Raw genomic sequence first — 22,570 nt, 5'->3', positions numbered from 1 at the left:
GCCCAGCTCACCATCGCCGGGGGCCGCCTTGCGGCCCCATCTGGCTGCGGAGCTTGAACGCTAGAACACTGGCTCGCGCCCGCGAATCCGAACCTGTTGCGCCGGCACCCGCGCATGCCACTGCACCACCCCCAACGCCTCGACCTGAAACTGGCTGCGCACCACTCGCCCGTCTTCCTCGAACGAAAGCTGCAACAGGAAGAACCCGCTGTTGAGTAACAATCCCTCGCTCAACCGAGCAAAGCTCTCGTCATCCAAAGCGCCCAGTGCCTGGCGTAACCCTCCCGCATCGACATAACCCGACGCCGGCCGATTGGTGATGATCCGGCTGAGCAGCGAGCGGGAAAAATGCCCCTCGTAGAGCGCCTCCAACAACGGCAGGTGCTCCAGGTTCAAGGCATTGGCATTGAGCCGCCAACCGCTGGTCTGCGGCAATGCGCACAGCATCGGATAGCGCCCCTGGCGCCCGGCATCGGGCTCCAGCAGCAGGTTCAACTCGCTCGGGTCGAGCATCGCCTGGTTGGCCGCCAGACGTGGTGGCTGCTGGCGCAGGTACTGGCCGCTCTCGGCACCTTGCAGGCGGGTGTCGCTGTCAGCGTCCAGCCAATCGGCCAGGGCGTCGACCAATCGCTCGGCAGCCATGTCGTCGCCGAGCAATCGACGCAACTGGCGCTCGGCACGCTCGGCGTCTTCCCCCAGCAAGGCATTGACGTTGAAGCAGGTGTGCTGGTCGCGCACCTGCAGGCGCGCCTTGCCTGCACCAAAGTCATACTCCAGCGCCTGGCCGCGCAGGGCCTGCCAGAACAGGGGACTGGCGCGCCAGGTCGGATCGCGCAGGGCCTGGCTGGCATAGGCAAGGCCAGCCTGCTCCATCGCCCGCACCTGCACGCGCTGGCGCAGCAAGCGCGTCTCATCGACCTGCCGACGCCCCTCCTCCACCAGCCAGGCCAGGCCGGCCGCAAGCATCGCCAGCGCCACCATCACCATCAGCAACGCTGCACCCTGTTGTCGCCCACCACCCATTGCACCGCGCCTCGTCATCCGTGGAGGCGCCAGTCAACACGGTGCGTGTTGCAAGCACATGGCAACGTTTCCCGACAGTCACGTTGGCGTCATCTGAAGCAGGCAGGATTGGCCTTCCTTTTCATGACCTTACAGGAGTTCTCGCACATGGGCGGTATAGGCATCTGGCAACTGGTGATCGTGCTGCTGATCGTTTTCCTGCTGTTCGGCACCAAGCGCCTCAAAGGCCTGGGCAGCGATGTCGGCGAAGCGATCCAGGGTTTTCGCAAGTCGATGGGCGGTGACGACAACAGCAGCGCATCACCCAACGCACAGGTTCAACAGCAGCAGCCAACGGATCGCCAAGGCTGATGTTCGAGATCGGTTTCAGCGAACTGCTACTGGTTGGCGTCGTCGCTCTGCTGGTCCTGGGGCCCGAACGCCTGCCGGTGGCGATGCGCACCGTCGGGCGCGGTCTTGGGCAGGCGCGGCAGGCAATGAATATGCTGCGCGCCCAGGTCGAGCGGGAAATCGACATGCCAGCCCTGGACGATGCGGCGCTGCGCAAACTGGAGCAGGACATCCGCCAGGGTGTCAGCCTCGATGAAGCACCCGCCAGGGAACGTACATCATGAGCTTCGCTGTCCACGGAAGGTCGGCAGTGCCGCTGACCGAACACCTGCGAGACGTGCGCAAGCGCCTGGTGCGGTGCCTGCTGGCCATCGCCCTGGCGTTCGCTGTGTTGTTCCCCTTCGCCCAGACCCTCTACACCCTGGTCTCCGAGCCGCTGCGCCGCTTCCTGCCCGAGGGCGCGAGCATGATCGCAACCAGCGTCACCTCGCCGTTTCTCACGCCCTTCAAGCTGACGGCCATGTGCGCGCTGTTCATCAGCATGCCAGTGCTGCTGCATCAGGCTTGGGGCTTCATCGCGCCGGGGCTGTATCGGCGGGAGAAACGCATAGCACTGCCGCTGCTGGTGTCGAGCATCCTGCTGTTCTACGGCGGCATGGCGTTCGCGTTCTTCCTGGTGTTTCCGATGATGTTCGGCTTCTTCGCCAGCGTGACCCCCGAAGGCGTGGCAATGATGACCGACATCAGCCAGTACCTGGACTTCATTCTCGCCCTGTTCCTGGCATTCGGCCTGGCATTCGAAATTCCGGTGGCAACCTTCATCGTGGTCTGGGCAGGCCTGACCGATGTTGCCAGCTTGCGCCGTAGCCGGCCCTACGTGATCGTCGGCTGTTTCGTGGCCGGTATGATCCTCACGCCTCCTGACGTGTTTTCCCAGACCATGCTCGCCATCCCGATGTGGTTGCTGTTCGAGATCGGCCTGCTGGCCTGCGGGTCCCTTCAAAACCGCACCCGCCTTTCGTAGCGCCTACAGCGGGAGGCGTTGCCTGCTCCCTCTTGCACCACGCGGCTCACATGCTGGGGACTCCGTCAATTGATGAGTCCCCAGCATGATCCCACTACGCCTGCACACCCGCTTCGCTCTTGATCGACTCACCGAAATCAGCCGGCCACTCTCAGCACAGGCCTTCCGCGAAATGCTCATCCCTGTGTTCGGTGACGACCTGCCAGACAGTTGCTACCAGCAGTTGCAGGACGCACTGCGCGACGGCACGCTGAGCAACCCTGTACACCAGGTGAACCCACAGGTGGCAGGCAAAGCCTGCTACGACACTGCCACGCGTATCATCCACCTGCACCCCGAGGTGATCGCTACCGCGATGCTGCAGCCACAGGCGGCCTGTGAACTGGCGACCATCCTGCTGCACGAGTTCGGTCATCACCTGGACAACCTTCTGCGCCAAGACTTCGCGAAAGGCCTGGACGATGGCTTTGCCTCGATCGCCGAGGATGCAGAACTCGAGGAAGGTGCGCGCTTCGCCTACCTGATCGGTTGCATGGAGTCAGGCCCAAGCGGGGAGCTGCAGATCGCCCAACTGACCGAAGCAGGCCGAACCATCACCCTGCGAGCCGATGACCAGGCCATGCGTCTGTTCATCCGCCAGAGCCAGGATGAACATGCGCAACGCGCCAACACCAATGAAGGCAGCACCGAGGGCTTTTCTGCGGGCAAGGGCGACAAGAAAAACCCTGAAATGTCCTGGGGGCACGAGTCGATCGAGGAAGACCTCAAGTACGCCGGGTTCAATGAGCAACAACGCAAGGCGATCTATTTCGGCAACTGGTTGCGCGACTACTCGCAGTTGCTCGATCCCAAGCTGGTCCGCGCCGAGAACGCGCCCAAAGAGTTCCCGCGCAAGCTCTCCCGGAAAGTCCTGACCCAACTCGTAGACCTGCTCGCGCTCAAGGCATTTCCCAGCCTGCAATCCACGCCGCAAGAGCGCGCGCACTACATGGTCACACCGCAGATGCTCGGGGTGTATCGTCCTACCGAGCACATCGACAATCCCTACAACCCCAACCCGTCAGCGACTGATCCAAGCACCATCGATGCAGACTTCGAGCCGCCTGTCGCACAGGACGATCCGCGGTTGCAGGTCGATCCGAATACGTCCATGAAGCGCCACATCTTCAGTTCGGTCGATTACATGTGCGAACGACTACGCGAGGCAATGGCGGCGGGCCCGACCCCTGAGGGCCTGCGCGAATTCGGTGCAGCACTGCACGTGCTGGAAGATTACTTCGCCCACTCCAACTACGCCGAATTGAGCCTGCACAAGCAGGGTCACGACACGGTACTGACCTGGACCGCACAAGCCGACTGCAAGCACGGCTGGCCCATCGTCACCGGCATGTTCGCCGGCAGCGATGTGATAGCCAGCCTGGCCGAGCCGATGGCCAATGCACTCTTCGCCCCCTCCGGCGACTTCGAGAACATCACGCCAGGGCAGCGCTCGGACACTGAACTGGCGCTGCTGATCCTGCTTCAGGACCACCCCGATCCGCAGTGGCAGGAATACCTGAACACCGCACTGGAAGTTCGCGACACGTTGGCGGACCTCCCAGGGTTCAATGTGGCGAGGCGCATTTCCTGGATCACGGGCTCACCGCTGCGCCTTGCAACCGACCTGCCCAAGGTTGGCTACCGGGCCATCCTCAACCTGATCGGCAACTCGGTCGACGATATCCAGACGTACAGAATGGGCAATCCCATGCTCACCGGCTCGACCAATCCGACCCACTCCCAGCTTGCCAAGGACCATGACGTGCATCCGCTGCATACCCTGGCCACCCTGATGGCCCGGGTTGCAGTGCGCGATGTCGGTTTCGCCATGTTCAAATACTGGGAGGGGGGGCGGTTGCGCGATCCGGTCAAGATAGCGCGTAGCTACTTTACCCACCCCAATGACAGCGAATGGCAGGACGAACTGGTCAGCAAATGGGCAAGCGAGCATCCCAAGGAAATCCAGAAATCCAGCGACCCTGCTGTCTTCGAAGCGCTCAACCACGATCATGAGGCGCCAGCGGTGGATGAAAGCGCCTGGGAACGTCTGAAAGGGCTGTTCAGTTAAAACCTGTAGAAACGACAAGCCCCGGCAGAAGACTGCCGGGGCTTGTCGATTTGCAGCAGCACAATTTCAGCGCACTCAGATGTCCAGCAAAGGCCAGACCTCATACGCCGGCGTTTCATAAGGGTGGCTCTGCTTCAATGCGGCGACCACCTGGCGAACCTGCTCATCGGCCACCACCAGCTCCACCTTCCACTCCTCCACCACCTCGACCTGGCCCACCTGCCCGAGGAATGGCTGGCTGCCATCCAACGGGCGGAACTGACCCTGGCCAAGTGTCTGCCAGGCACAGTGGTCGTAGTCACCGATACGTCCGCCTCCAGCGGCGAACACGGCGGCCTTGACCACCTCGACATGGCTGGCGGGGACGAAGAAGGCGAGCTTGTGCACCGCTTAGTTCACCCACACCCGCGCGTTGCGGAACATGCGCATCAGCGCAGCGTCTTCCTGCCACTCATCCGGACGCCAGGAGTTCTGCACGGCACGGAACACACGCTCAGGGTGCGGCATCATGATGGTGACGCGACCGTCGCGGCTGGTGAGGCCGGTGATGCCCCGTGGCGAACCGTTCGGGTTGGCCGGATACTGCTCGGTGACCTTGCCGTGGTTGTCGACGAAACGCAGGGCCACGCAACCGGACAGGTCGGCTTCCAGCAGTGCCTCTTCGCTGGCGAACTCGGCATGGCCTTCACCGTGGGCGATGGCGATCGGCATGCGCGAACCGGCCATGCCCTGCAGGAAGATCGAGTTGGACTTCTGCACCTCGACCATGGCTACACGCGCTTCGAACTGCTCCGAGCGGTTGCGCACGAAGTGCGGCCAGTACTCGGTGCCCGGGATCAGCTCGTGCAGGTTGGACATCATCTGGCAACCGTTGCACACGCCCAGGGCGAAGCTGTCGGTACGCTCGAAGAAGGCCTGGAAGGCATCGCGGGCACGGCTGTTGAACAGCGCCGACTTGGCCCAGCCTTCACCGGCGCCCAGTACGTCGCCGTAGGAGAAGCCACCACAGGCGACCAGCCCCTTGAAGGCTTCGAAGTCGACGCGACCGGCGAGGATGTCGCTCATGTGCACGTCGATCGCGGCAAAGCCTGCACGGTCGAAGGCTGCAGCCATCTCGACCTGGCCGTTGACGCCCTGCTCACGCAGGATCGCCACTTGCGGACGCACACCCTTCTTGATGTAGGGCGCGGCAACGTCTTCGTTGACGTCGTAGCCGAGCTTGACCGACAGGCCTGGATTGTCCTCTTCGAGCAGGACATCGAACTCCTGGTCGGCGCAGTCGGCGTTGTCGCGCAGGCGCTGGATCTGATAGCTGGTCTCGGCCCACTGGCGCTGCAGCATGCGGCGGTCATCGTCGAACAGCACTTCGCCGTTCAGGCTGATGGACACCTCACCGTTGTTGACCGGCTTGCCGATCACCGCGACGCACTCCTCGCCCAGGCCGGCGGCGCTGAACTGGGCCAGTACGTCCGGCGTGGCGTCCTGGCGAACCTGGATGACCGCACCCAGCTCTTCGTTGAAGAGGATGGCCGGGACGTCGCCCTTGCTGTCGGTCAGCGGATCGAGTTGCAGGTCGAGGCCGCAATGGCCGGCGAAGGCCATTTCCAGCACGGTGGTGACCAGGCCGCCGTCGGAACGGTCGTGGTAGGCCAGCAGATGACCGTCGGCGTTCAGACCCTGGATCACGGCGAAGAACGCCTTGAGGTCTTCGGCGTCGTCGACGTCCGGCGCCTGGGCTGCGATCTTGCCGTAGGTCTGGGCCAGGATCGAGGCGCCCATGCGGTTCTTGCCGCGGCCCAGGTCGATCAGGATGAGGTCGGTCTCGCCCTTGTCCATGCGCAGTTGCGGGGTCAGGGTCTTGCGGATGTCAGTGACCGGGGCGAAGCCTGTGATGATCAGCGACATCGGCGAGGTGACGCTCTTCTCGACGCCCTCTTCGCTCCACTTGGTCTTCATCGACATCGAGTCTTTGCCGACCGGGATGGTGATGCCCAGCTCGGGGCACAGCTCCATGCCGACAGCCTTGACGGTGTCGTACAGGCGCGCGTCTTCACCTGGGTGGCCGGCAGCGGACATCCAGTTGGCCGACAGCTTGATGTCGGACAGCTTGTCGATGCGCGAGGCGGCCAGGTTGGTGATGGTTTCGCCGATGGCCATGCGCCCGGATGCCGGGGCATCCAGCAGTGCCAGCGGAGTCCGCTCGCCCATGGCCATGGCTTCGCCGGTGTAGACATCGAAACTGGTGGCGGTGACGGCGCAGTCGGCCACCGGTACCTGCCACGGGCCGACCATCTGGTCGCGGGCGACCAGGCCGGTGATGGTGCGGTCACCGATGGTGATCAGGAAGCTCTTGCTGGCCACGGCCGGGTGGCTCAGCACGCGCTGTACGGCGGTGTCCAGGTCCAGCTCGCTCGGGTCGAAATCATCGCCCAGCTCGGCTTCGCGGGTGACCGAGCGGTGCATGCGTGGCGGTTTGCCCAGCAGCACGTCGAGCGGCATGTCGACCGGGGTGTTGTCGAAGTGGCTGTCGGTGACGGTCAGGTGCTGTTCTTCGGTGGCTTCGCCGACCACGGCGAACGGGCAGCGCTCACGCTCGCAGATGGCCTTGAAACGCTCGAAGTCGACAGCGCTGACGGCCAGCACGTAGCGCTCCTGCGATTCGTTGCTCCAGATTTCGTGCGGGGCCATGCCTGGCTCGTCGTTGGGCACGTTGCGCAGCTCGAAGCGACCACCGCGGCCACCGTCGTTGACCAGTTCCGGGAAGGCGTTGGAGATGCCGCCGGCGCCGACGTCGTGGATGAAGGCGATCGGGTTGTCGTCGCCCAGCTGCCAGCAGCGGTCGATGACTTCCTGGCAACGGCGCTCCATTTCCGGGTTTTCGCGCTGGACCGAGGCGAAGTCCAGGTCAGCCGAGCTGGCACCGGTGGCCACCGACGAGGCAGCGCCGCCGCCCAGGCCGATCAGCATGGCCGGGCCGCCGAGCACGATCAGCTTGGCGCCGACGGTGATCTCGCCCTTCTGCACGTGGTCTTCACGGATGTTGCCCATGCCGCCGGCGAGCATGATCGGCTTGTGGTAGCCGCGTACTTCTTCACCGTGCGGGGTGTTGATGCTCTGCTCGAAGGTACGGAAGTAGCCGGTCAGGGCCGGACGACCGAATTCGTTGTTGAACGCGGCGCCGCCCAGCGGGCCTTCGATCATGATGTCGAGGGCGTCGACGATGCGCTCAGGCTTGCCGTAGGCCTGCTCCCATGGCTGTTCGAAGCCCGGGATGCGCAGGTTGGACACGGTGAAGCCGGTCAGGCCGGCCTTGGGCTTGGCGCCACGGCCGGTGGCGCCTTCGTCGCGGATTTCGCCGCCGGAGCCGGTGGAGGCGCCGGAGAACGGAGCGATGGCGGTCGGGTGGTTGTGCGTCTCGACCTTCATCAGGATGTGCACCGGCTCCTGCACCGCACCGTACTGGCGGGTTTCAGGATTCGGGAAGAAGCGGCCGGCGACGTTGCCGACGATCACCGAGGCATTGTCCTTGTAAGCCGACAGCACGCCTTCGTTGTGCATCTGGTAGGTGTTCTTGATCATGCCGAACAGGCTCTTTTCCTGAGCCTGGCCGTCGATGTCCCAACTGGCGTTGAAGATCTTGTGGCGGCAGTGCTCGGAGTTGGCCTGGGCGAACATCATCAGCTCGATGTCGTTCGGGTTGCGCTTGAGCCCCTGGAAAGCGTTGACCAGGTAGTCGATCTCGTCTTCGGCCAGGGCCAGGCCCAGGTCGACGTTGGCCTGGGCCAGGGCGGCGCGGCCACCTGCGAGAATGTCGACCGAGGTCATCGGCTTGGGCTGGGCGTGGCTGAACAGGTCTGCGGCCTGCTCCAGCTGAGTCAGCACGCGCTGGGTCATGCGATCGTGCAGTTCGGCGGACACCTGCGCGACGTCGGCGTCGCTGAGCGAGCCGGCCACGTAGTAGGCGATGCCGCGCTCCAGGCGCTGGATCGACTGCAGGCCGCAGTTATGGGCGATGTCGCTGGCCTTGGAGGCCCAGGGCGAAATGGTGCCCAGGCGCGGCACGACCAGGAACAGGCGGCCGCTCGGCTCCTGTACCGGCACGCTCGGGCCGTACTTGAGCAGACGGCCCAGCACCTGCTGCTGGTCGGCGGTCAGCTCGCCGTCGACGTCGGCGAAGTGGGCGAATTCGGCATACAAACCAGTAACAGCGGGGACTTTCTGGCTCAGTTGCTCGAGTAATTTACCGTGGCGAAAGGCAGAAAGGGCAGGAGCGCCGCGCAGGATCAACATCGTCGGGACAGCCTCAGGAAGGGGTGTGCTTAGAGGCCGTGCATTCTAGCCTAATTCGACGGCTTTCGGCACCCGCCAGAGGGCAATGCTGCCGGGCGGTGGAACCGGACCTGGGGGTCAGAATTCTGCAGGCTGGCCTGAGGGGTTTCCACCTGCGCAATCCTCCCAAGGCAAGCACCCGCAAACACATAACCCGCTACCAGACAAGCTAACGGTTGTCGAGATATGGCGCGGGCGGTCCTTTGCGTATACTGCAACCTATGTTCGCCCACACTGCTTTGCGCCAGCGCTGCGCCAGATGGCTCTTCGCAACCGGACTCTTGCTGATGCTCGGTGCCTGTGTTGAAAAACCCAGCACCCTCGAGCGCGTGAAGGAGGACGGCGTGCTGCGCGTCATAACCCGCAACAGCCCGGCCACCTACTTCCAGGACCGCAACGGCGAAACCGGCTTCGAATACGAGCTGGTCAAACGTTTCGCCGACGATCTGGGCGTCAAGCTGGAGATCGAGACCGCCGACAACCTCGACGACCTGTTCGACCAGTTGGGCAAGCCAACCGGCCCGGTGCTGGCCGCCGCTGGCCTGGTCAGCAGCGAGCAACGCACCACCCAGGCGAAGTTCTCCCACCCGTATCTCGAAGTCACCCCCCAGGTCATCTACCGCAATGGCCGTTCCCGCCCCACCGAACCCAAGGATTTGATCGGCAAGAAGATCATGGTACTCAAGGGCAGCAGCCATGCCGAACAGCTGGCTGAACTGAAAAAGCAGTATCCGACGCTTGAATACGAAGAATCCGACGCTGTGGAGGTGGTCGACCTATTGCGCATGGTCGACGAAGGCCAGATCGACCTGACCCTGGTCGACTCCAACGAACTGGCGATGAACCAGGTGTACTTCTCCAACGTGCGCGTGGCCTTCGACCTGGGCGATGCCCGCGACCAGCGCTGGGCCGTGGCGGCCGGCGAAGACAACAGCCTGCTCAACGAGATCAACGAGTTTCTCGACAAGGCGCAGAAGAACGGCACGCTTCAGCGCCTGAAAGACCGTTATTACGGCCATGTCGACGTGCTTGGCTACGTCGGCGCCTACACCTTCGCCCAGCACCTGCAGCAGCGCCTGCCCAAGTATGAAAAGCACTTCAAGAGCTACGCCAAGGTCGAGCAGGTCGACTGGCGGCTGCTGGCGGCGATCGGTTACCAGGAATCGATGTGGCAGCCCGAGGTGACATCAAAGACCGGCGTACGCGGCCTGATGATGCTGACCCAGCGCACCGCCCAGGCCATGGGCGTGTCCAACCGGCTGGACCCCAGGCAAAGCATCATGGGTGGGGCGAAATACTTCATGCTCATCAAGGAGCAGCTCGACGACAGCATCCAGGAGCCGGACCGCACCTGGTTCGCCCTGGCCGCCTACAACGTCGGCAGCGGCCATCTGGAAGACGCCCGTACCCTCGCCAAGCGCGAAGGCCTGAACCCGAACAAGTGGCTGGACGTGAAGAAGATGCTGCCGCGCCTGTCGCAGAAGCAGTGGTACAGCAAGACCAAGTACGGCTACGCCCGCGGCGGCGAGCCTGTGCACTTCGTGGCCAACATCCGCCGCTACTACGACATCCTCACCTGGGTGACCCAGCCGCAGCTCGAAGGCCAGGTGGCCGAGGGCAACCTGCATGTGCCTGCAGTCAACAAGGACAAGCCGGCGGAACAGTCACCGCCGATGTGACATCCCAGCTCCTTTTGCAGGAGCGCAGGTCCCTGTGGGAGCGGGCTTGCCCGCGAAAGGAACACCGCGATGCATGGCACCGGCTACGCCGGTGATCGCGGGACAAGCCCGCTCCCACAGGGTGGGCTGGCCTTTAGATTTTGAACAAGACAGTTGCTCCTACAGGGATCGCGTCAGCTAGGCTTTCGCCCGGCGCGCCTTGAAGAAATCGCTGAGAATCTGCCCGCACTCCTGCGCCAGCACGCCCCCCTCTACCAACACCCGATGATTCAAGAAGCCCTGGGTGAAGAACTGTCCCTGGCTCTGCACCACCCCCGCCTTGGGCTCCAGCGCCCCATACACCACCCGCTCTATCCGCGAATGGACGATCAGGCCCGCACACATGCTGCAGGGCTCGAGGGTCACGTACAGGGTGCTGCCCGGCAGCCGATAGTTGTTGACGGCCTTGGCTGCATCGCGAATGGCGACCATTTCGGCGTGGGCGCTGGGGTCATTGTCGGTGATCGGTCGGTTGAAACCTCGGCCGATCACCTGCCCCTGCTGCACCAGCACCGCACCTACCGGCACCTCCCCCAGCAAAGCGCCTTCAGCCGCCAGCTCCAGGGCCAACTGCATGAATGCCTGATCGCCGCTGCGATCGATGATCCGCGGACGCATCAGACCACCGCGATCGCGGCCATCAGGCCGGTTTCCATATGGTCGATCACATGGCAGTGGAACATCCAGGTGCCTGGGTTATCCGCTACCAGCGCCACCTGGGCACGCTCGTTTCTGCCCAACAGGTAAGTGTCGGTGAACCAGGGCTCGGTGATCTTGCGGCGATTGGAGGCGATCACCTTGAAACTCATGCCGTGCAGGTGGATAGGGTGCTGGTACTGGGTCATGTTCTTCAACTCGAAGATATAGCTGTTGCCCTTTTTCAGCGTGGCGATCGGCCGATCGGCGCAGGTCTTGTCGGTGATGTCCCAGGCCTGACCGTTGATCTGCCACAGACTCGGTGGCTTGCCGTTGTCGGTGTTCACCGAAACCTGGCCCGCCCATTCGAAATTGAAGTTCAGCTTCTCGGCCTTCTCCAGGTCCGGCTCGGCGATCGGGTTCGGCGGCAGCGCCTTGGGCCAGTCGCTCGGTGCCTCGCTGCTGGCGACCGAACGCAGGGTGCCCAGGCGCACGAAGCCGTCGCGCAGGGAAATCTCCTCGCCGGCCTCGGGAATTCGGATGGCCAGGCAGATGCGCATGCCGGGGCCAAGCCAGTAGTCGTCCTCGAGCGGCCTCGGGGTCACCGGGTTGCCATCGAGCGCATAGATCATCGCCTCGTAGTTGCCCTTGAGGTTGATGCGGTAGGTCCAGGTGTTGTCCAGGTTGAGCAGCCGCACACGCACCACTTGGCCGGCGGGCAACTCGGTGACCGCCTCGGCCTGGCCATTGATGGTGATCAAGCGCCCAGCGGTGCCATTGCGCGCGGCCTCGCGAGGCACGCTGAACGGCATGAACTCGCCCTGCTCGTCCACGTGCCAGGTCTTCAGGCTCAGGGTGCGCTCGTGCAGGAAGCCGGTCGGCTCGCGCTCCTCGACGATCAGCGGCCCGACCAGGCCCCGCCCCAACTCCTCGGAGCTGCTGACATGCGGGTGGTACCAGTAACTGCCGGCATCGGGCACGCGGAACTTGTAGTCGAAGAACTCACCCGGCTTGACCGGCAATTGCGACACGTAGGGTACACCGTCCATTTCCAGTGGCAGGCGGATGCCATGCCAATGGATGGTGGTTTCAACCGGCAGGTGATTGATGAAGCGTACCCGCAACCAGGTGCCCTGGCGCACCCGCAACTCGGTGCCGGGTGCCGAGGGCCCGAAAGCCCAGGCTTCGGTCTTGAAACCGGGAACCAGCTCGACATCCAGAGGCGCCGCGATCAGCTCGTAGTCGTGCCCGGCATTGTCGTCCTCGACCTTGCCCAGCCAGTAGCGAGCCGCGCCTCCGGCGCCCAGGCCAACCACGACGAGGCCGGTCAGGCCCTTGAGCATTTGTCGACGGGTAAAGGACATACGTGCAGGTACCTCGTTTTGCGCAATCAAGCTGCCAGCACCGCTGGCAATGAAGGGCGAATACGATACACCTGCAATTGAGAAAGATTAAGTGAACTGTTGTCGCGCTGCTGAACTAGGCCGACTTCAGCGGGACCTTCAAGGGCTGGGTGGCCTATCGTGGCTGACGCGCGGGAACGCGAGGGTGAAACAAGTCGCCCCCTCGCTGCTTTCGGCCCAGCAGCGTCCCTGGTGCAATTGCATGATCGATCGCACGATCGACAGGCCCAGCCCGCTGGACTGTGACGAATGCTGGCGCGAGGCATCGACCCTGTAGAAACGTTCGAACACGCTTTCCAGGTGCTCAGGGGCGATTGCCTGCCCACGGTTGCGCACCCGGATCAACACCTCATCGCCCTGCTCACCGGCGGTCACTTCGATGACACTGCCAGGCTCGGCAAAGCGCACCGCATTGGCCAACAGGTTGGCCAGCGCCCGGCGCAGCAGCGCGGCGTCGGCCCACACCGAGCCTTCGCCATGCCACGCCAGCCGTACGTCGCGCTCGCAGGCGAGGTCTTCGAAGTAATCGCACAGACGCCCCAACTCCTGGGCTAACTCCAGGCCGGTGCGATCGATAGGGTGATCGGCATGCTCGGCGCGGGCCAGGAACAGCATGTTGTCGATCATCCGCGACAGCCGTTGCAACTCCTCGAAGTGCGAGCCCAGCAGGCGCTGGTAGTAATGCGGCTCACGCACCTGACCGAGGCCGACCTCAGTCTGGCCAAGCAGATTGTTGATGGGTGTGCGCAAGTCATGGGCCATGTCGGCACTGACCTGCTTGAGTTGTTCGAAACCGCGTTCGAGCCGCGCCAGCATGGCATTGAACTGCTCGATCAGGGCATCCAGCTCGGCGGGTGCATCGTCGCGCTGCAGCCGCTGCGACAAGGTGCCGACGCCAATGGTTGCCGTCTGGCGCGCCAACCGGCGCAGTGGCGACATGCCGCGGCGGGCGAGCAGATAGGCCAGGGCTGCCGCCAGCACGGCCATCACCGACGAGAACAGGATGATGTTGTCGCGATACTCGCGCAGGATGCGGGTGCGCTCGGTCAGCAAGCGCCCCGACAGAATTTCCAGTGCCGCACCGCCACCCGGTGGCTCGCTGAGTACTGCGGTATAGATGAAGGGCGTGCCATCGGCAGTGGTGCTGCGCTGCACCGCGTCCAGCCCCAGTGCGTCCCCGGCGGGAAGAGGCGTGACCTGCGGCACCTCGCGGCGCCCTGGGTTGACCTCCAGCAGCGGCGCCCCGGCGACCGGCCGGATGACCAGCAAGGATTCGGTATTGCCCAGCATGTTGGCGAACAGCTGCGGCTTGTCACGCACCAACGCGCGGGCGTCCATGTCACGCAGCAGGGTACGGATCTGCTCGACGCGGGTCAGCAGCGCGCCGTCGTCACGCAGCGCCAGTTGCTGCCCGAGTGCGACATACAGCGCGCCGCCCAGCAGAGCCAAGGCGACGAACGAAAAGGTTGCCAGCAACACCGCCAGGCGCACGGTCAGCGACAGACGCCTCATGCCTCGAGCTCGCAGCGATAGCCGACGCCGTGCACGGTATGGATCAGGCGCACCGCGAAGGGTTCGTCGACTTTCTGCCGCAGGCGCCGCACCGCGACATCCACCACGTTGGTGTCGCTGTCGAAATTCATGTCCCACACTCGTGATGCGAGAAAGGTGCGCGACAGCACCTGCTCGGGATGCTGGAGAAAACACGCCAGCAACTTGAACTCCTTGCTGGTCAGGTCGATGCGCATGCCTGCGCGTTCGCAGCGGTGCTTGCCCAGGTCCAGGCGCAGATCACCCAGGCTGAGGACCTCTTCATCCGGCTGCGCATGGCCGCGGCGCAGGATGATGCGGATGCGCGCCAGCAGTTCGGCGAAGGAGAATGGCTTGACCAGGTATTCGTCGGCGCCCAGCTCAAGGCCACGCAGCCGATCTTCGAGGGTGCCACGGGCGCTGAGGAACAACACGGGGGTACGGGTCTGTGCGCGCAGTTTCTGCATCACGGCCCAGCCATCGAGCCCAGGCAGCATCACGTCGAGCAGGATCAGGTCGTAGGGTGTCTCGCGGGCCATGTGCAGGCCGTCGATACCATTGTCGGCATGATCGACACTGTAGCCGGCCTCGCCCAGGCCACCGGCCAGGTAGTCGGCGGTCTTGGCTTCGTCTTCGATGATGAGGATTTTCACTGACCCGCGTCTCCAACCCGCCTGCCGGCACCGACGCAGTATAGCGTGGTGCCAGGCCGGGCTGGCTCAGTTGCCTGGAACATGCGCGGCTTGCAGGATCAGCTTGGCCACCGCTTGCGGCTGGGAAATCAGCGAGACGTGGCTGGCATCGAGCTCGACGGTGTGGGCGTTCATGCGCTTGGCCATGAAACGCTGCTGCTCGGTGTTGATGGTACGGTCCTGGGTCGAGACCGCGTACCAGGTGGGCTTGTCTTTCCATGCCGCGACGGTGGTCTTGGCGGTCTTGATGCCAACACCGATGGGCTGCTGGACGGCGTAGTAGGTTTCCGCCTCGGCCTTGGGCAGGTCGCCGGCGAAATCGTTGACGAAGGCATTTTCGCTGAGCATGCCGTAACCGTCGGCCGACCACTGCAGGCCTGCCCCCGCCGGTGCTGCCGGGAAGCGCTTGGTCAGCGCCGGATAGTCTTCGCCCGCTTCCGGAGCACGGGCGGCGATGTAGACCAGACCTTTGACCTTATCCGAATCACCGGCCTGGCTGATGACCATGCCGCCGTAGGAGTGACCGACCAGGATCACCGGGCCGTCCTGCTGGGCCAGCGCCCGGTTGACAGCCGCGACGTCGTCGTCGAGCGAGGTGGTCGGGTTCTGGACTGCGGTCACGTGCAGGCCTTTGGCTTGCAGCAACGGAATCACCTTGGCCCAGCTGGAGGCATCGGCGAACAGGCCGTGAACCAGCACGATGTTCTTCACTTCCTGCGGCGCGCTATCGGCGGCCCAGGTGGAGGTGGCGGCGAAGGCCGCGCCGGTGAGTGACAGGGCAAGGACGAGCGAGCGGAGTTTCATGGGCGTTCCTCTGGATGCGTACGGGAGTGAGCTCACTGTACGAAGCCAGGGGAAACCGGGGCATGACCCAGTCATTACAAAAGAATGACGGAGCTGGGCATGCCCGTTCGGGCCTCATCGCGGGACCAGCCCGCTCCCACAGAATGGACTGCCCCCAAGAAGTTGGACACCAATCCAACCTTTGGGGGCAGTTCAGAAGCACCATGATCTTGCGCCTGTGGGAGCGGGCTGGTCCCGCGATAGGGCCCGAACAGGCTAAACAACTCCCACCAGCAGGTGCACGACCCCACTCTATGCCCACGAGGTCATCGCCGCGGATCAAGGGCGCGCAGCCAGCAAATGGGTCGCACTGGTCGGCAATTCGCACGCCAATACTTTCGAGCAGGTGCCGGGGATGAGCGAACTCGGGGGCGTGACGGGCATGCGTGTGGAAGACATTGCCCTCGACCAGCCAGGTGGGATCGGCAATGACCCAGGGCTCACCGTGGTTCAGGATGATCTTTCGGTTCGGCGGGTAAAAAGCGACCTGCGCCTGCAGGTACCTATTCGCCAACCCGAGCCTGCGGGCAGGAACTTCGAGCGGACATTGCGCAACATCGGCAGCTTTACCATCGATAGCCACGACAACGCGTTGCAACTGATCCATCGCAGCAACAGCGGACAATTGCAATACACGCCGATCCTGGAGGAAGGATCCCGTTTCTACATCGACAAGCCTAACTGGCCCTGGATCAGCGGCCGTCGTCTGCGCGACCTGCAGGAACTGCGTACCGCCCTGACCAACAGAGGGCTGCGCTACGTCTGGATCTGATGCGAGGCCGTTACGGTCAGAGGCCTTAAGTACAGAAGCCCGCTATTATGCGGGCTTCTGTGCATTTAACGCGGGTTGTATTCGCGCGGGATCATTCCCACTCGATCGTCGCCGGCGGCTTGCTCGATACGTCGTAAGTCACCCGCGAGATGCCTTCGATCTCGTTGATGATACGACCGCTCACAGTCTCCAGCAGCTCGTACGGCAGGTGCGCCCAGCGTGCGGTCATGAAGTCCACGGTTTCGACGGCGCGCAGCGCGACGACCCAGGCGTAGCGACGGCCATCGCCGACCACGCCGACCGATTTGACCGGCTGGAACACCACGAACGCCTGGCTGGTCTTGTGGTACCAGTCGGCCTTGCGCAGTTCTTCGATGAAGATGTGGTCGGCGCGACGCAGGAGGTCGGCGTACTCTTTCTTCACTTCGCCGAGGATGCGCACGCCCAGGCCCGGGCCCGGGAATGGGTGGCGGTAGACCATGTCGTACGGCAGGCCCAGTTCCAGGCCGATCTTGCGCACTTCGTCCTTGAACAGTTCACGCAGCGGCTCGACCAGCTTGAGGTTCATTTCCTCCGGCAGGCCACCGACGTTGTGGTGCGACTTGATCACGTGGGCCTTGCCGCTCTTGGCGCCAGCCGACTCGATCACGTCCGGGTAGATGGTGCCTTGGGCGAGGAACTGGATGTTCTCGAGCTTGCTGGCTTCGGCATCGAATACGTCGATGAAGGTGCGGCCGATGATCTTGCGCTTCTTCTCCGGATCGGCTTCGCCTTCCAGGTTGCCGAGGAACTGTGCTTCGGCATCGGCACGGATCACCTTGACGCCCATGTTCTCCTTGAACATGGCCATCACCTGGTCGCCTTCGTGCAGACGCAGCAGGCCGTTGTCGACGAATACGCAGGTCAGCTGGTCGCCGATGGCGCGGTGCAGCAGCGCGGCAACCACCGAGCTGTCGACGCCGCCAGACAGGCCCAGCAGGACGTTGGCCGAACCGACTTGCTCACGCACCTGGGCGATGGCGTCTTCGACGATGTTCGATGGGGTCCACAGGGCTTCGCAGCCGCAAATGTCCTGGATGAAGCGCGAGAGGATGCGACCGCCCTGCTTGGTGTGGGTCACTTCCGGGTGGAACTGCACGCCGTAGTAGCCGCGGGCATCGTCGAACATGCCGGCGATCGGGCAGCTCGGGGTGCTGGCCAGCACGTGGAAGTCGCCCGGCATCTGGGTGACCTTGTCGCCGTGGCTCATCCACACGTCCAGGCCCAGCACGCCGTCAGCGTCGATATGATCTTCGATGCCGTCGAGCAGGCGGCTCTTGCCGACCACGTCGACGCGGGCGTAGCCGAACTCGCGCAGCTCGGAACCTTCGACCTTGCCGCCCAGTTGCTCGGCCATGGTCTGCATGCCGTAGCAGATGCCCAGCAGCGGTACGTTCAGGTCGAACACGGCCTGCGGCGCACGCGGGCTGTTGGCTTCGTGGACCGACTCGGGGCCACCGGCCAGGATGATGCCGCGCGGGTTGAAGGCGCGGATCGCTTCATCGTCCATGTCGAACGGGTGCAGTTCGCAGTAGACACCGATCTCGCGCACGCGGCGGGCGATCAGCTGGGTGTACTGGGAACCGAAATCGAGGATCAGGATTCGGTGAGCGTGAATGTCGAGGGCCATGACTCAATCTCGTCAGTGGAAATCGGAAACGACGCGGGGCTGTTCGTGACAGCCCCGCTCTCGGTTGTTGCTGAAGCCTCAGCCTACGCGGTAGTTAGGGGCTTCCTTGGTGATCTGCACGTCGTGCACGTGGGACTCGGCCATGCCGGCACCGGTGATGCGCACGAACTCCGGCTTGGTGCGCATCTCTTCGATGGTCGCGCTGCCGGTGTAGCCCATGGAGGAGCGCAGCCCGCCCATCAGCTGGTGGATGATCGCGGCCAGGGCACCCTTGTAGGGGACGCGGCCTTCGATACCTTCCGGAACCAGCTTCTCGGCACCGGCCGAGGAGTCCTGGAAGTAGCGGTCCGAAGAACCCTGCGCCTGTGCCATGGCACCCAGCGAACCCATGCCGCGGTAAGCCTTGTACGAACGGCCCTGGAACAGCTCGACTTCACCCGGGGCTTCTTCGGTACCGGCGAACATCGAGCCCATCATCACGCACGAGGCGCCGGCAACGATGGCCTTGGACAGGTCACCGGAGAAACGGATACCGCCGTCGGCGATCAGTGGCACACCCGTGCCTTCCAGGGCAGCGGCGACGTTGGCGATGGCGCTGATCTGCGGCACGCCGACACCGGCGACGATACGGGTGGTGCAGATCGAGCCTGGGCCGATGCCGACCTTGACAGCATCGGCGCCGGCCTCGGCCAGGGCCTTGGCGGCGGCACCGGTAGCGATGTTGCCGCCGATCACCTGCACCTGCGGGTAGTTCTCCTTGACCCAGCGAACGCGGTCGATCACGCCTTTGGAGTGACCGTGCGCGGTGTCGACCACCACCACGTCAACACCAGCGGCAACCAGGGCGGCTACGCGCTCGCCGGTGTCCTTGCCGGTGCCGACTGCAGCGCCGACGCGCAGGCGACCCTGGTCGTCCTTGCTGGCCAGTGGGTAGGCCTTGGCTTTTTCGATGTCCTTGACGGTCATCATGCCCTTGAGCGCGAACTTGTCGTCGACGATCAGGACTTTTTCCAGGCGGTGCTTGTGCAGCAGCTCGCGGACTTCGTTCTTGTCGGCGCCTTCACGGACGGTGACCAGACGCTCCTTGGGAGTCATCACGTCGCGTACCTTGGCTTCCAGACGCGTCTCGAAACGCACGTCGCGGGAGGTGACGATACCGACCAGGTCACCGTTTTCCAGCACCGGAACACCCGAGATGTTGTTCAGGCGGGTCAGGTCGAACAGGTCGCGCACGGTGGCGTCGGCATCGATGGTGATCGGATCCTTGACCACGCCAGCCTCGAACTTCTTGACCTTGCGTACTTCGCCGGCCTGCTGTTCGATGGTCATGTTCTTGTGGATGATGCCGATGCCGCCTTCCTGAGCCATGGCGATGGCCAGGCGCGCTTCGGTCACGGTATCCATGGCGGCGGAGACCAGTGGAATGTTCAGCTCGATGCCACGGGTCAAACGGGTCTTGAGACTGACTTCATTGGGCAGTACCTCGGAGTAACCAGGTACAAGGAGGATATCGTCGAAGGTCAGGGCTTCTTGGCTGATACGCAGCATCGCGGGGGCTCCCGGGCGGGAAAAATGGAAGCGCGCCATTATACTCATCCATGGCGCGCCGCTCAATGCAAAAAAGGGGCCTTCGGTCCAGTTCCTGCCGCTCAGGCCACCTTCACCTGCACCACGGCGACCGGCTGATCCAGCCAGTCGGCGAAACTGTCGAGGAACGCCTGGGTAAACCCGGCCTCGCCCCAGTTGTTGAAGATGAACCCCAGGTTGGAAAAGGCACAGGGTTGCAGATAAAGAAAGCCGTTGATGTCGTCCTCGAAGCCGCACAGGGGGCAGGTGAAGTTGTCACTGACTCCGGGCATCCACTCTTCCAGGCTTTCGAACAGCGGCTCGCCGACCTCACGCCGACACTCAGGGCACCCCGCTTCCTCGCGAAAACCGTCGGTGGGGGTATAGATGCAGCGCTTGAGCATCACCTCCAGGCCGTTGACCGGCTCGCCGAAGGGCAGTTTCTCGGGATGCAGCGCCACCTTGCGCGCGCCTTGGGCCAGGGCATGCCCCATGCGGTTGCCGGTGCGCCCGCAGGTGCTCAGTTGCTCCTCGACGATCTTCTCGCGCACCAGCCAGCGCAGGATCGCCCTGGCGCGGGCCTCGTGAACCGGAACGGTGGACTGCTTGGGGACGATGATGCTCTGGGTGTTCATGAACGGGACGGGCCTGAAAACTGCAGTAATCGCGTAATTCTACGCCCTGCTCAGCCGCTCAGGTAGCGACCGATCAGCGCCACCCCGCTGGCCAGCACCAGCCAGGTGACCAGCCGCACGAAGGCTTCGCGGGACAGTTTCAGGCTCAGGCGCCTGCCGACCCAAAGCCCTGCGAACATCACCGGCAGCAGGCAGGCTGCCAGCATCAACAGGCTGGCGTCGGCATAGACCCCGGCGATCAGGAACAGCGACAGGCGCACCAGGGTGCTGCAACTGATCAGCGCGCTCTGGGTGGCGCGTACCTGCTCCTTCACCTCCAGCCGGGCGCTCAGGTAGATCGCATAGAGGAAGCCGCCGCTGCCGAACAGTGCCCCGAACAGCCCGCCAATCGTGCCCATCGGCACCGCCCACAGCCCGGACAGCTTCGCCGGCCGCACCTTCACCGCCAGGCTGTAGATGGCATAGGCGGTAACGAACAAGCCCATCAGCAACAACAGCAGGTCGGATTTCAGGTGCAGCAGGAACACCACGCCCAAAGTACAACCCACTGCCATGCACGGCAGCAAACGCAGCAGTTCGCCGCGAACCACATCGCGGCGCGAGGGCAACAGGTTGCCGAAGGCGGCGACGAAGTCCAGCAGCACCAGCAGGGGGATGATCCGCGACAACGGCATGAAGTGGATCAGTACCGGGCCGGCCACCAAGGCGGTACCGAAGCCGGCGATGCCGAAGACGATGTAGGCGGCGGCGACGGCCAGCAGGATGGGGAGCCATTCCAATGGGGTGGCGGGGAGAAGTTCGAGCATCGTGCCGAGTCCTGAGGTAGTCCTTTGGGGGTGGGCTGGAAATACACTGGAGCTTACAGGATTTGACCTTGATAACCCCCCCACCCTGCCCCTTATCATGCCCGGCATGATCAGAGACCCTTTCGAACGACTCGGCCTGGACCGCGAGGTCCTCACCGTCAGCCAGCTCAACGGCCGCGCCCGTGTGCTGCTCGAAGACGTGTTCCGCAGTGTCTGGGTGGAAGGCGAGATATCCAACCTCGCCCGCCCGGCCTCCGGCCACCTGTACTTCACCCTCAAGGACAGCGGCGCCCAGATCCGCTGCGCATTGTTCCGGCAGAACGCAGTCAGGGTCCGTCAGGCCCTGCGTGACGGCCTGGCGGTCAAGGTGCGCGGCAAGGTCTCGCTGTTCGAGGGGCGCGGTGATTACCAGTTGATCGTCGATACCGTCGAGCCCGCCGGTGACGGCGCCTTGCGCCTGGCCTTCGAAGCCTTGAAGGAAAAGCTCGGCAACGAAGGGCTGTTCAGTGCCGAACGCAAGCAGCCGCTGCCGGCTCACCCGCGACGCATCGGCATCGTCACCTCGCCCACCGGCGCGGTGATCCGCGACATCATCAGTGTATTCCGCCGCCGTGCACCGCAAGTCGAACTCAACCTGATCCCCACGGCGGTACAGGGGCGCGAAGCCATTGGCCAGATCGTGCGAGCCTTGCAGCGAGCCGACAGCCTCGGCTTCGATGCACTGATCCTGGCCCGTGGCGGCGGCTCGCTGGAAGACCTCTGGTGCTTCAACGAAGAAGCCGTCGCACGTGCCATTGCCGCCTGCGTGACACCCGTCGTCAGTGCGGTGGGCCATGAGACCGACGTGTCGATCAGCGACTTCGTGGCCGACGTGCGCGCACCGACGCCTTCGGCGGCCGCCGAACTGCTCGCGCCTGACAACAGCGGCCTGCAGCAGCGTCTCGACAGCCTGCAACGCCGCCTGCTGCTGCGCATGCAGCACCGCCTGAGCCACGATCGCCTGCGCCTGGAGGGCCTGGCCCGTCGCCTGCGTCACCCCGGCGAACGCCTGCGCCAGCAGGCCCAACGCCTGGATGACCTGGACATGCGCTTGCGCCGCGCCTTCATGCTCGACATGAACCAGCGCCAGCAACGCCTGGGCCGCCTCGACACGCGCCTGGCCGCGCAGCATCCCGGCCGCGCCCTCAAGCTGCTCGGACAGCGCCTGGACAGCCTCGCCGAGCGCTTGCCGCGGGCCATGCGCGAAACGCTCAAGGACCGTCGCCAGCGCTTCCAGGCGCAATTGCAGACGCTGCAAGTGGTCAGCCCGCTGGCCACCCTGGCCCGCGGCTACAGCATCCTGCTCGACGAGCGCGGCCAGGCCATCCGCAGCGCCGCCCAGACCCGCAACGGCCAGCGCCTGACCGCACGCCTGAACGAAGGCGAACTGCAGGTCCGGGTCGAAGACAACCACCAGACTCCGGTCACCCTCTCCTTACTGGACTGAC

At 64.0% G+C, this 22,570-nt stretch carries 19 protein-coding genes; 7 read left to right on the top strand and 12 right to left on the bottom strand.

Annotated elements, in window-relative coordinates; all coding sequences use genetic code 11:
* Positions 1-60: 60 nt before the first annotated feature.
* Entirely contained in the window at positions 61-1,023 is a 963-nt protein-coding gene (gene gspK / locus AB688_RS07875; protein WP_063543266.1) for a type II secretion system minor pseudopilin GspK, read from the bottom strand.
* 147 nt (positions 1,024-1,170) lie between these two features.
* On the opposite strand from gspK, the gene tatA reads away from it, so the two are divergent.
* The 4 genes from tatA to AB688_RS07855 all read left to right on the top strand — a co-directional run bounded on the left by tatA (position 1,171) and on the right by AB688_RS07855 (position 4,484).
* Positions 1,171-1,374: a twin-arginine translocase TatA/TatE family subunit gene (gene tatA / locus AB688_RS07870; protein ID WP_054894695.1), complete on the top strand. Its 204-nt coding sequence runs from the start codon at positions 1,171-1,173 to the stop codon at positions 1,372-1,374.
* On the top strand, positions 1,374-1,637 hold the full coding sequence (gene tatB, locus AB688_RS07865) for a Sec-independent protein translocase protein TatB (protein WP_054894696.1): 264 nt from the start codon (positions 1,374-1,376) through the stop codon (positions 1,635-1,637). Before tatA ends, tatB begins: the two co-directional genes overlap by 1 nt.
* The gene (gene tatC / locus AB688_RS07860; protein WP_063543264.1) at positions 1,634-2,377 is read left to right on the top strand and encodes a twin-arginine translocase subunit TatC; all 744 of its coding nucleotides are present in this window, start codon (positions 1,634-1,636) and stop codon (positions 2,375-2,377) included. Before tatB ends, tatC begins: the two co-directional genes overlap by 4 nt.
* A gap of 85 nt (positions 2,378-2,462) precedes the next feature.
* On the top strand, positions 2,463-4,484 hold the full coding sequence (locus tag AB688_RS07855) for an HET-C-related protein (protein ID WP_063543262.1): 2,022 nt from the start codon (positions 2,463-2,465) through the stop codon (positions 4,482-4,484).
* A 75-nt stretch (positions 4,485-4,559) separates the two neighbouring features.
* Here the strand turns inward: AB688_RS07855 and AB688_RS07850 are convergent, their stop codons facing one another.
* Both AB688_RS07850 and purL read right to left on the bottom strand, forming a co-directional pair.
* Positions 4,560-4,871 carry a hypothetical protein gene (locus tag AB688_RS07850; protein WP_054894699.1) on the bottom strand — a complete coding sequence of 104 codons (312 nt, stop codon included), beginning with the start codon at positions 4,869-4,871 and terminating at the stop codon, positions 4,560-4,562.
* Positions 4,872-4,874: 3 nt separating this feature from the next.
* On the bottom strand, positions 4,875-8,774 hold the full coding sequence (gene purL, locus AB688_RS07845) for a phosphoribosylformylglycinamidine synthase (RefSeq protein ID WP_054894700.1): 3,900 nt from the start codon (positions 8,772-8,774) through the stop codon (positions 4,875-4,877).
* Positions 8,775-9,034: 260 nt separating this feature from the next.
* Between purL and mltF the strand changes: the two genes are divergently transcribed.
* Positions 9,035-10,492: a membrane-bound lytic murein transglycosylase MltF gene (mltF, locus tag AB688_RS07840; protein ID WP_063543260.1), complete on the top strand. Its 1,458-nt coding sequence runs from the start codon at positions 9,035-9,037 to the stop codon at positions 10,490-10,492.
* A 177-nt stretch (positions 10,493-10,669) separates the two neighbouring features.
* Here the strand turns inward: mltF and tadA are convergent, their stop codons facing one another.
* The 5 genes from tadA to AB688_RS07815 all read right to left on the bottom strand — a co-directional run bounded on the left by tadA (position 10,670) and on the right by AB688_RS07815 (position 15,503).
* A complete protein-coding gene (gene tadA / locus AB688_RS07835; protein ID WP_063543258.1) occupies positions 10,670-11,149 on the bottom strand; it encodes a tRNA adenosine(34) deaminase TadA in 480 nt (159 codons plus the stop codon).
* On the bottom strand, positions 11,149-12,531 hold the full coding sequence (locus AB688_RS07830) for a multicopper oxidase family protein (RefSeq protein ID WP_063543256.1): 1,383 nt from the start codon (positions 12,529-12,531) through the stop codon (positions 11,149-11,151). Before AB688_RS07830 ends, tadA begins: the two co-directional genes overlap by 1 nt.
* 138 nt (positions 12,532-12,669) lie before the next feature.
* Positions 12,670-14,082 (bottom strand): heavy metal sensor histidine kinase, encoded by a 1,413-nt coding sequence (locus AB688_RS07825; RefSeq protein WP_063543254.1) that lies wholly within the window; start codon positions 14,080-14,082, stop codon positions 12,670-12,672.
* Positions 14,079-14,753 (bottom strand): heavy metal response regulator transcription factor, encoded by a 675-nt coding sequence (locus AB688_RS07820; RefSeq protein ID WP_063543252.1) that lies wholly within the window; start codon positions 14,751-14,753, stop codon positions 14,079-14,081. The genes AB688_RS07825 and AB688_RS07820 overlap by 4 nt, the downstream gene beginning before the upstream one ends.
* A gap of 66 nt (positions 14,754-14,819) precedes the next feature.
* Positions 14,820-15,503, bottom strand: coding sequence for an alpha/beta fold hydrolase (locus AB688_RS07815; protein WP_231100320.1), 684 nt, complete (start codon positions 15,501-15,503; stop codon positions 14,820-14,822).
* A 487-nt stretch (positions 15,504-15,990) separates the two neighbouring features.
* On the opposite strand from AB688_RS07815, the gene AB688_RS07810 reads away from it, so the two are divergent.
* Positions 15,991-16,407, top strand: a complete 417-nt coding sequence (locus tag AB688_RS07810; protein ID WP_063543248.1) for a hypothetical protein — start codon at positions 15,991-15,993, stop codon at positions 16,405-16,407.
* 91 nt (positions 16,408-16,498) lie between these two features.
* On the opposite strand, the gene guaA is transcribed toward AB688_RS07810, so the two are convergent.
* From guaA to AB688_RS07790, 4 genes are all read right to left on the bottom strand, one after another.
* Positions 16,499-18,076: a glutamine-hydrolyzing GMP synthase gene (guaA, locus tag AB688_RS07805; RefSeq protein ID WP_063543246.1), complete on the bottom strand. Its 1,578-nt coding sequence runs from the start codon at positions 18,074-18,076 to the stop codon at positions 16,499-16,501.
* A gap of 78 nt (positions 18,077-18,154) precedes the next feature.
* Positions 18,155-19,624: an IMP dehydrogenase gene (gene guaB, locus AB688_RS07800; RefSeq protein ID WP_054895167.1), complete on the bottom strand. Its 1,470-nt coding sequence runs from the start codon at positions 19,622-19,624 to the stop codon at positions 18,155-18,157.
* Positions 19,625-19,725: 101 nt separating this feature from the next.
* Positions 19,726-20,277 (bottom strand): hypothetical protein, encoded by a 552-nt coding sequence (locus tag AB688_RS07795; RefSeq protein ID WP_054895166.1) that lies wholly within the window; start codon positions 20,275-20,277, stop codon positions 19,726-19,728.
* A gap of 50 nt (positions 20,278-20,327) precedes the next feature.
* Positions 20,328-21,083, bottom strand: a complete 756-nt coding sequence (locus AB688_RS07790) for a sulfite exporter TauE/SafE family protein (protein WP_063543244.1) — start codon at positions 21,081-21,083, stop codon at positions 20,328-20,330.
* A 106-nt stretch (positions 21,084-21,189) separates the two neighbouring features.
* Here AB688_RS07790 and xseA point away from each other — a divergent pair, with 106 nt between their 5' ends.
* The gene (xseA, locus tag AB688_RS07785; protein WP_063546655.1) at positions 21,190-22,569 is read left to right on the top strand and encodes an exodeoxyribonuclease VII large subunit; all 1,380 of its coding nucleotides are present in this window, start codon (positions 21,190-21,192) and stop codon (positions 22,567-22,569) included.
* Position 22,570: the final 1 nt, after the last annotated feature.

Source organism: Pseudomonas putida (genome assembly GCF_001636055.1).
In the GTDB taxonomy this organism is placed as follows: domain Bacteria; phylum Pseudomonadota; class Gammaproteobacteria; order Pseudomonadales; family Pseudomonadaceae; genus Aquipseudomonas; species Aquipseudomonas machongensis.
Note: the sequence above shows the minus strand (reverse complement) of the source record. Positions and strands in the feature narration are given on the sequence as shown.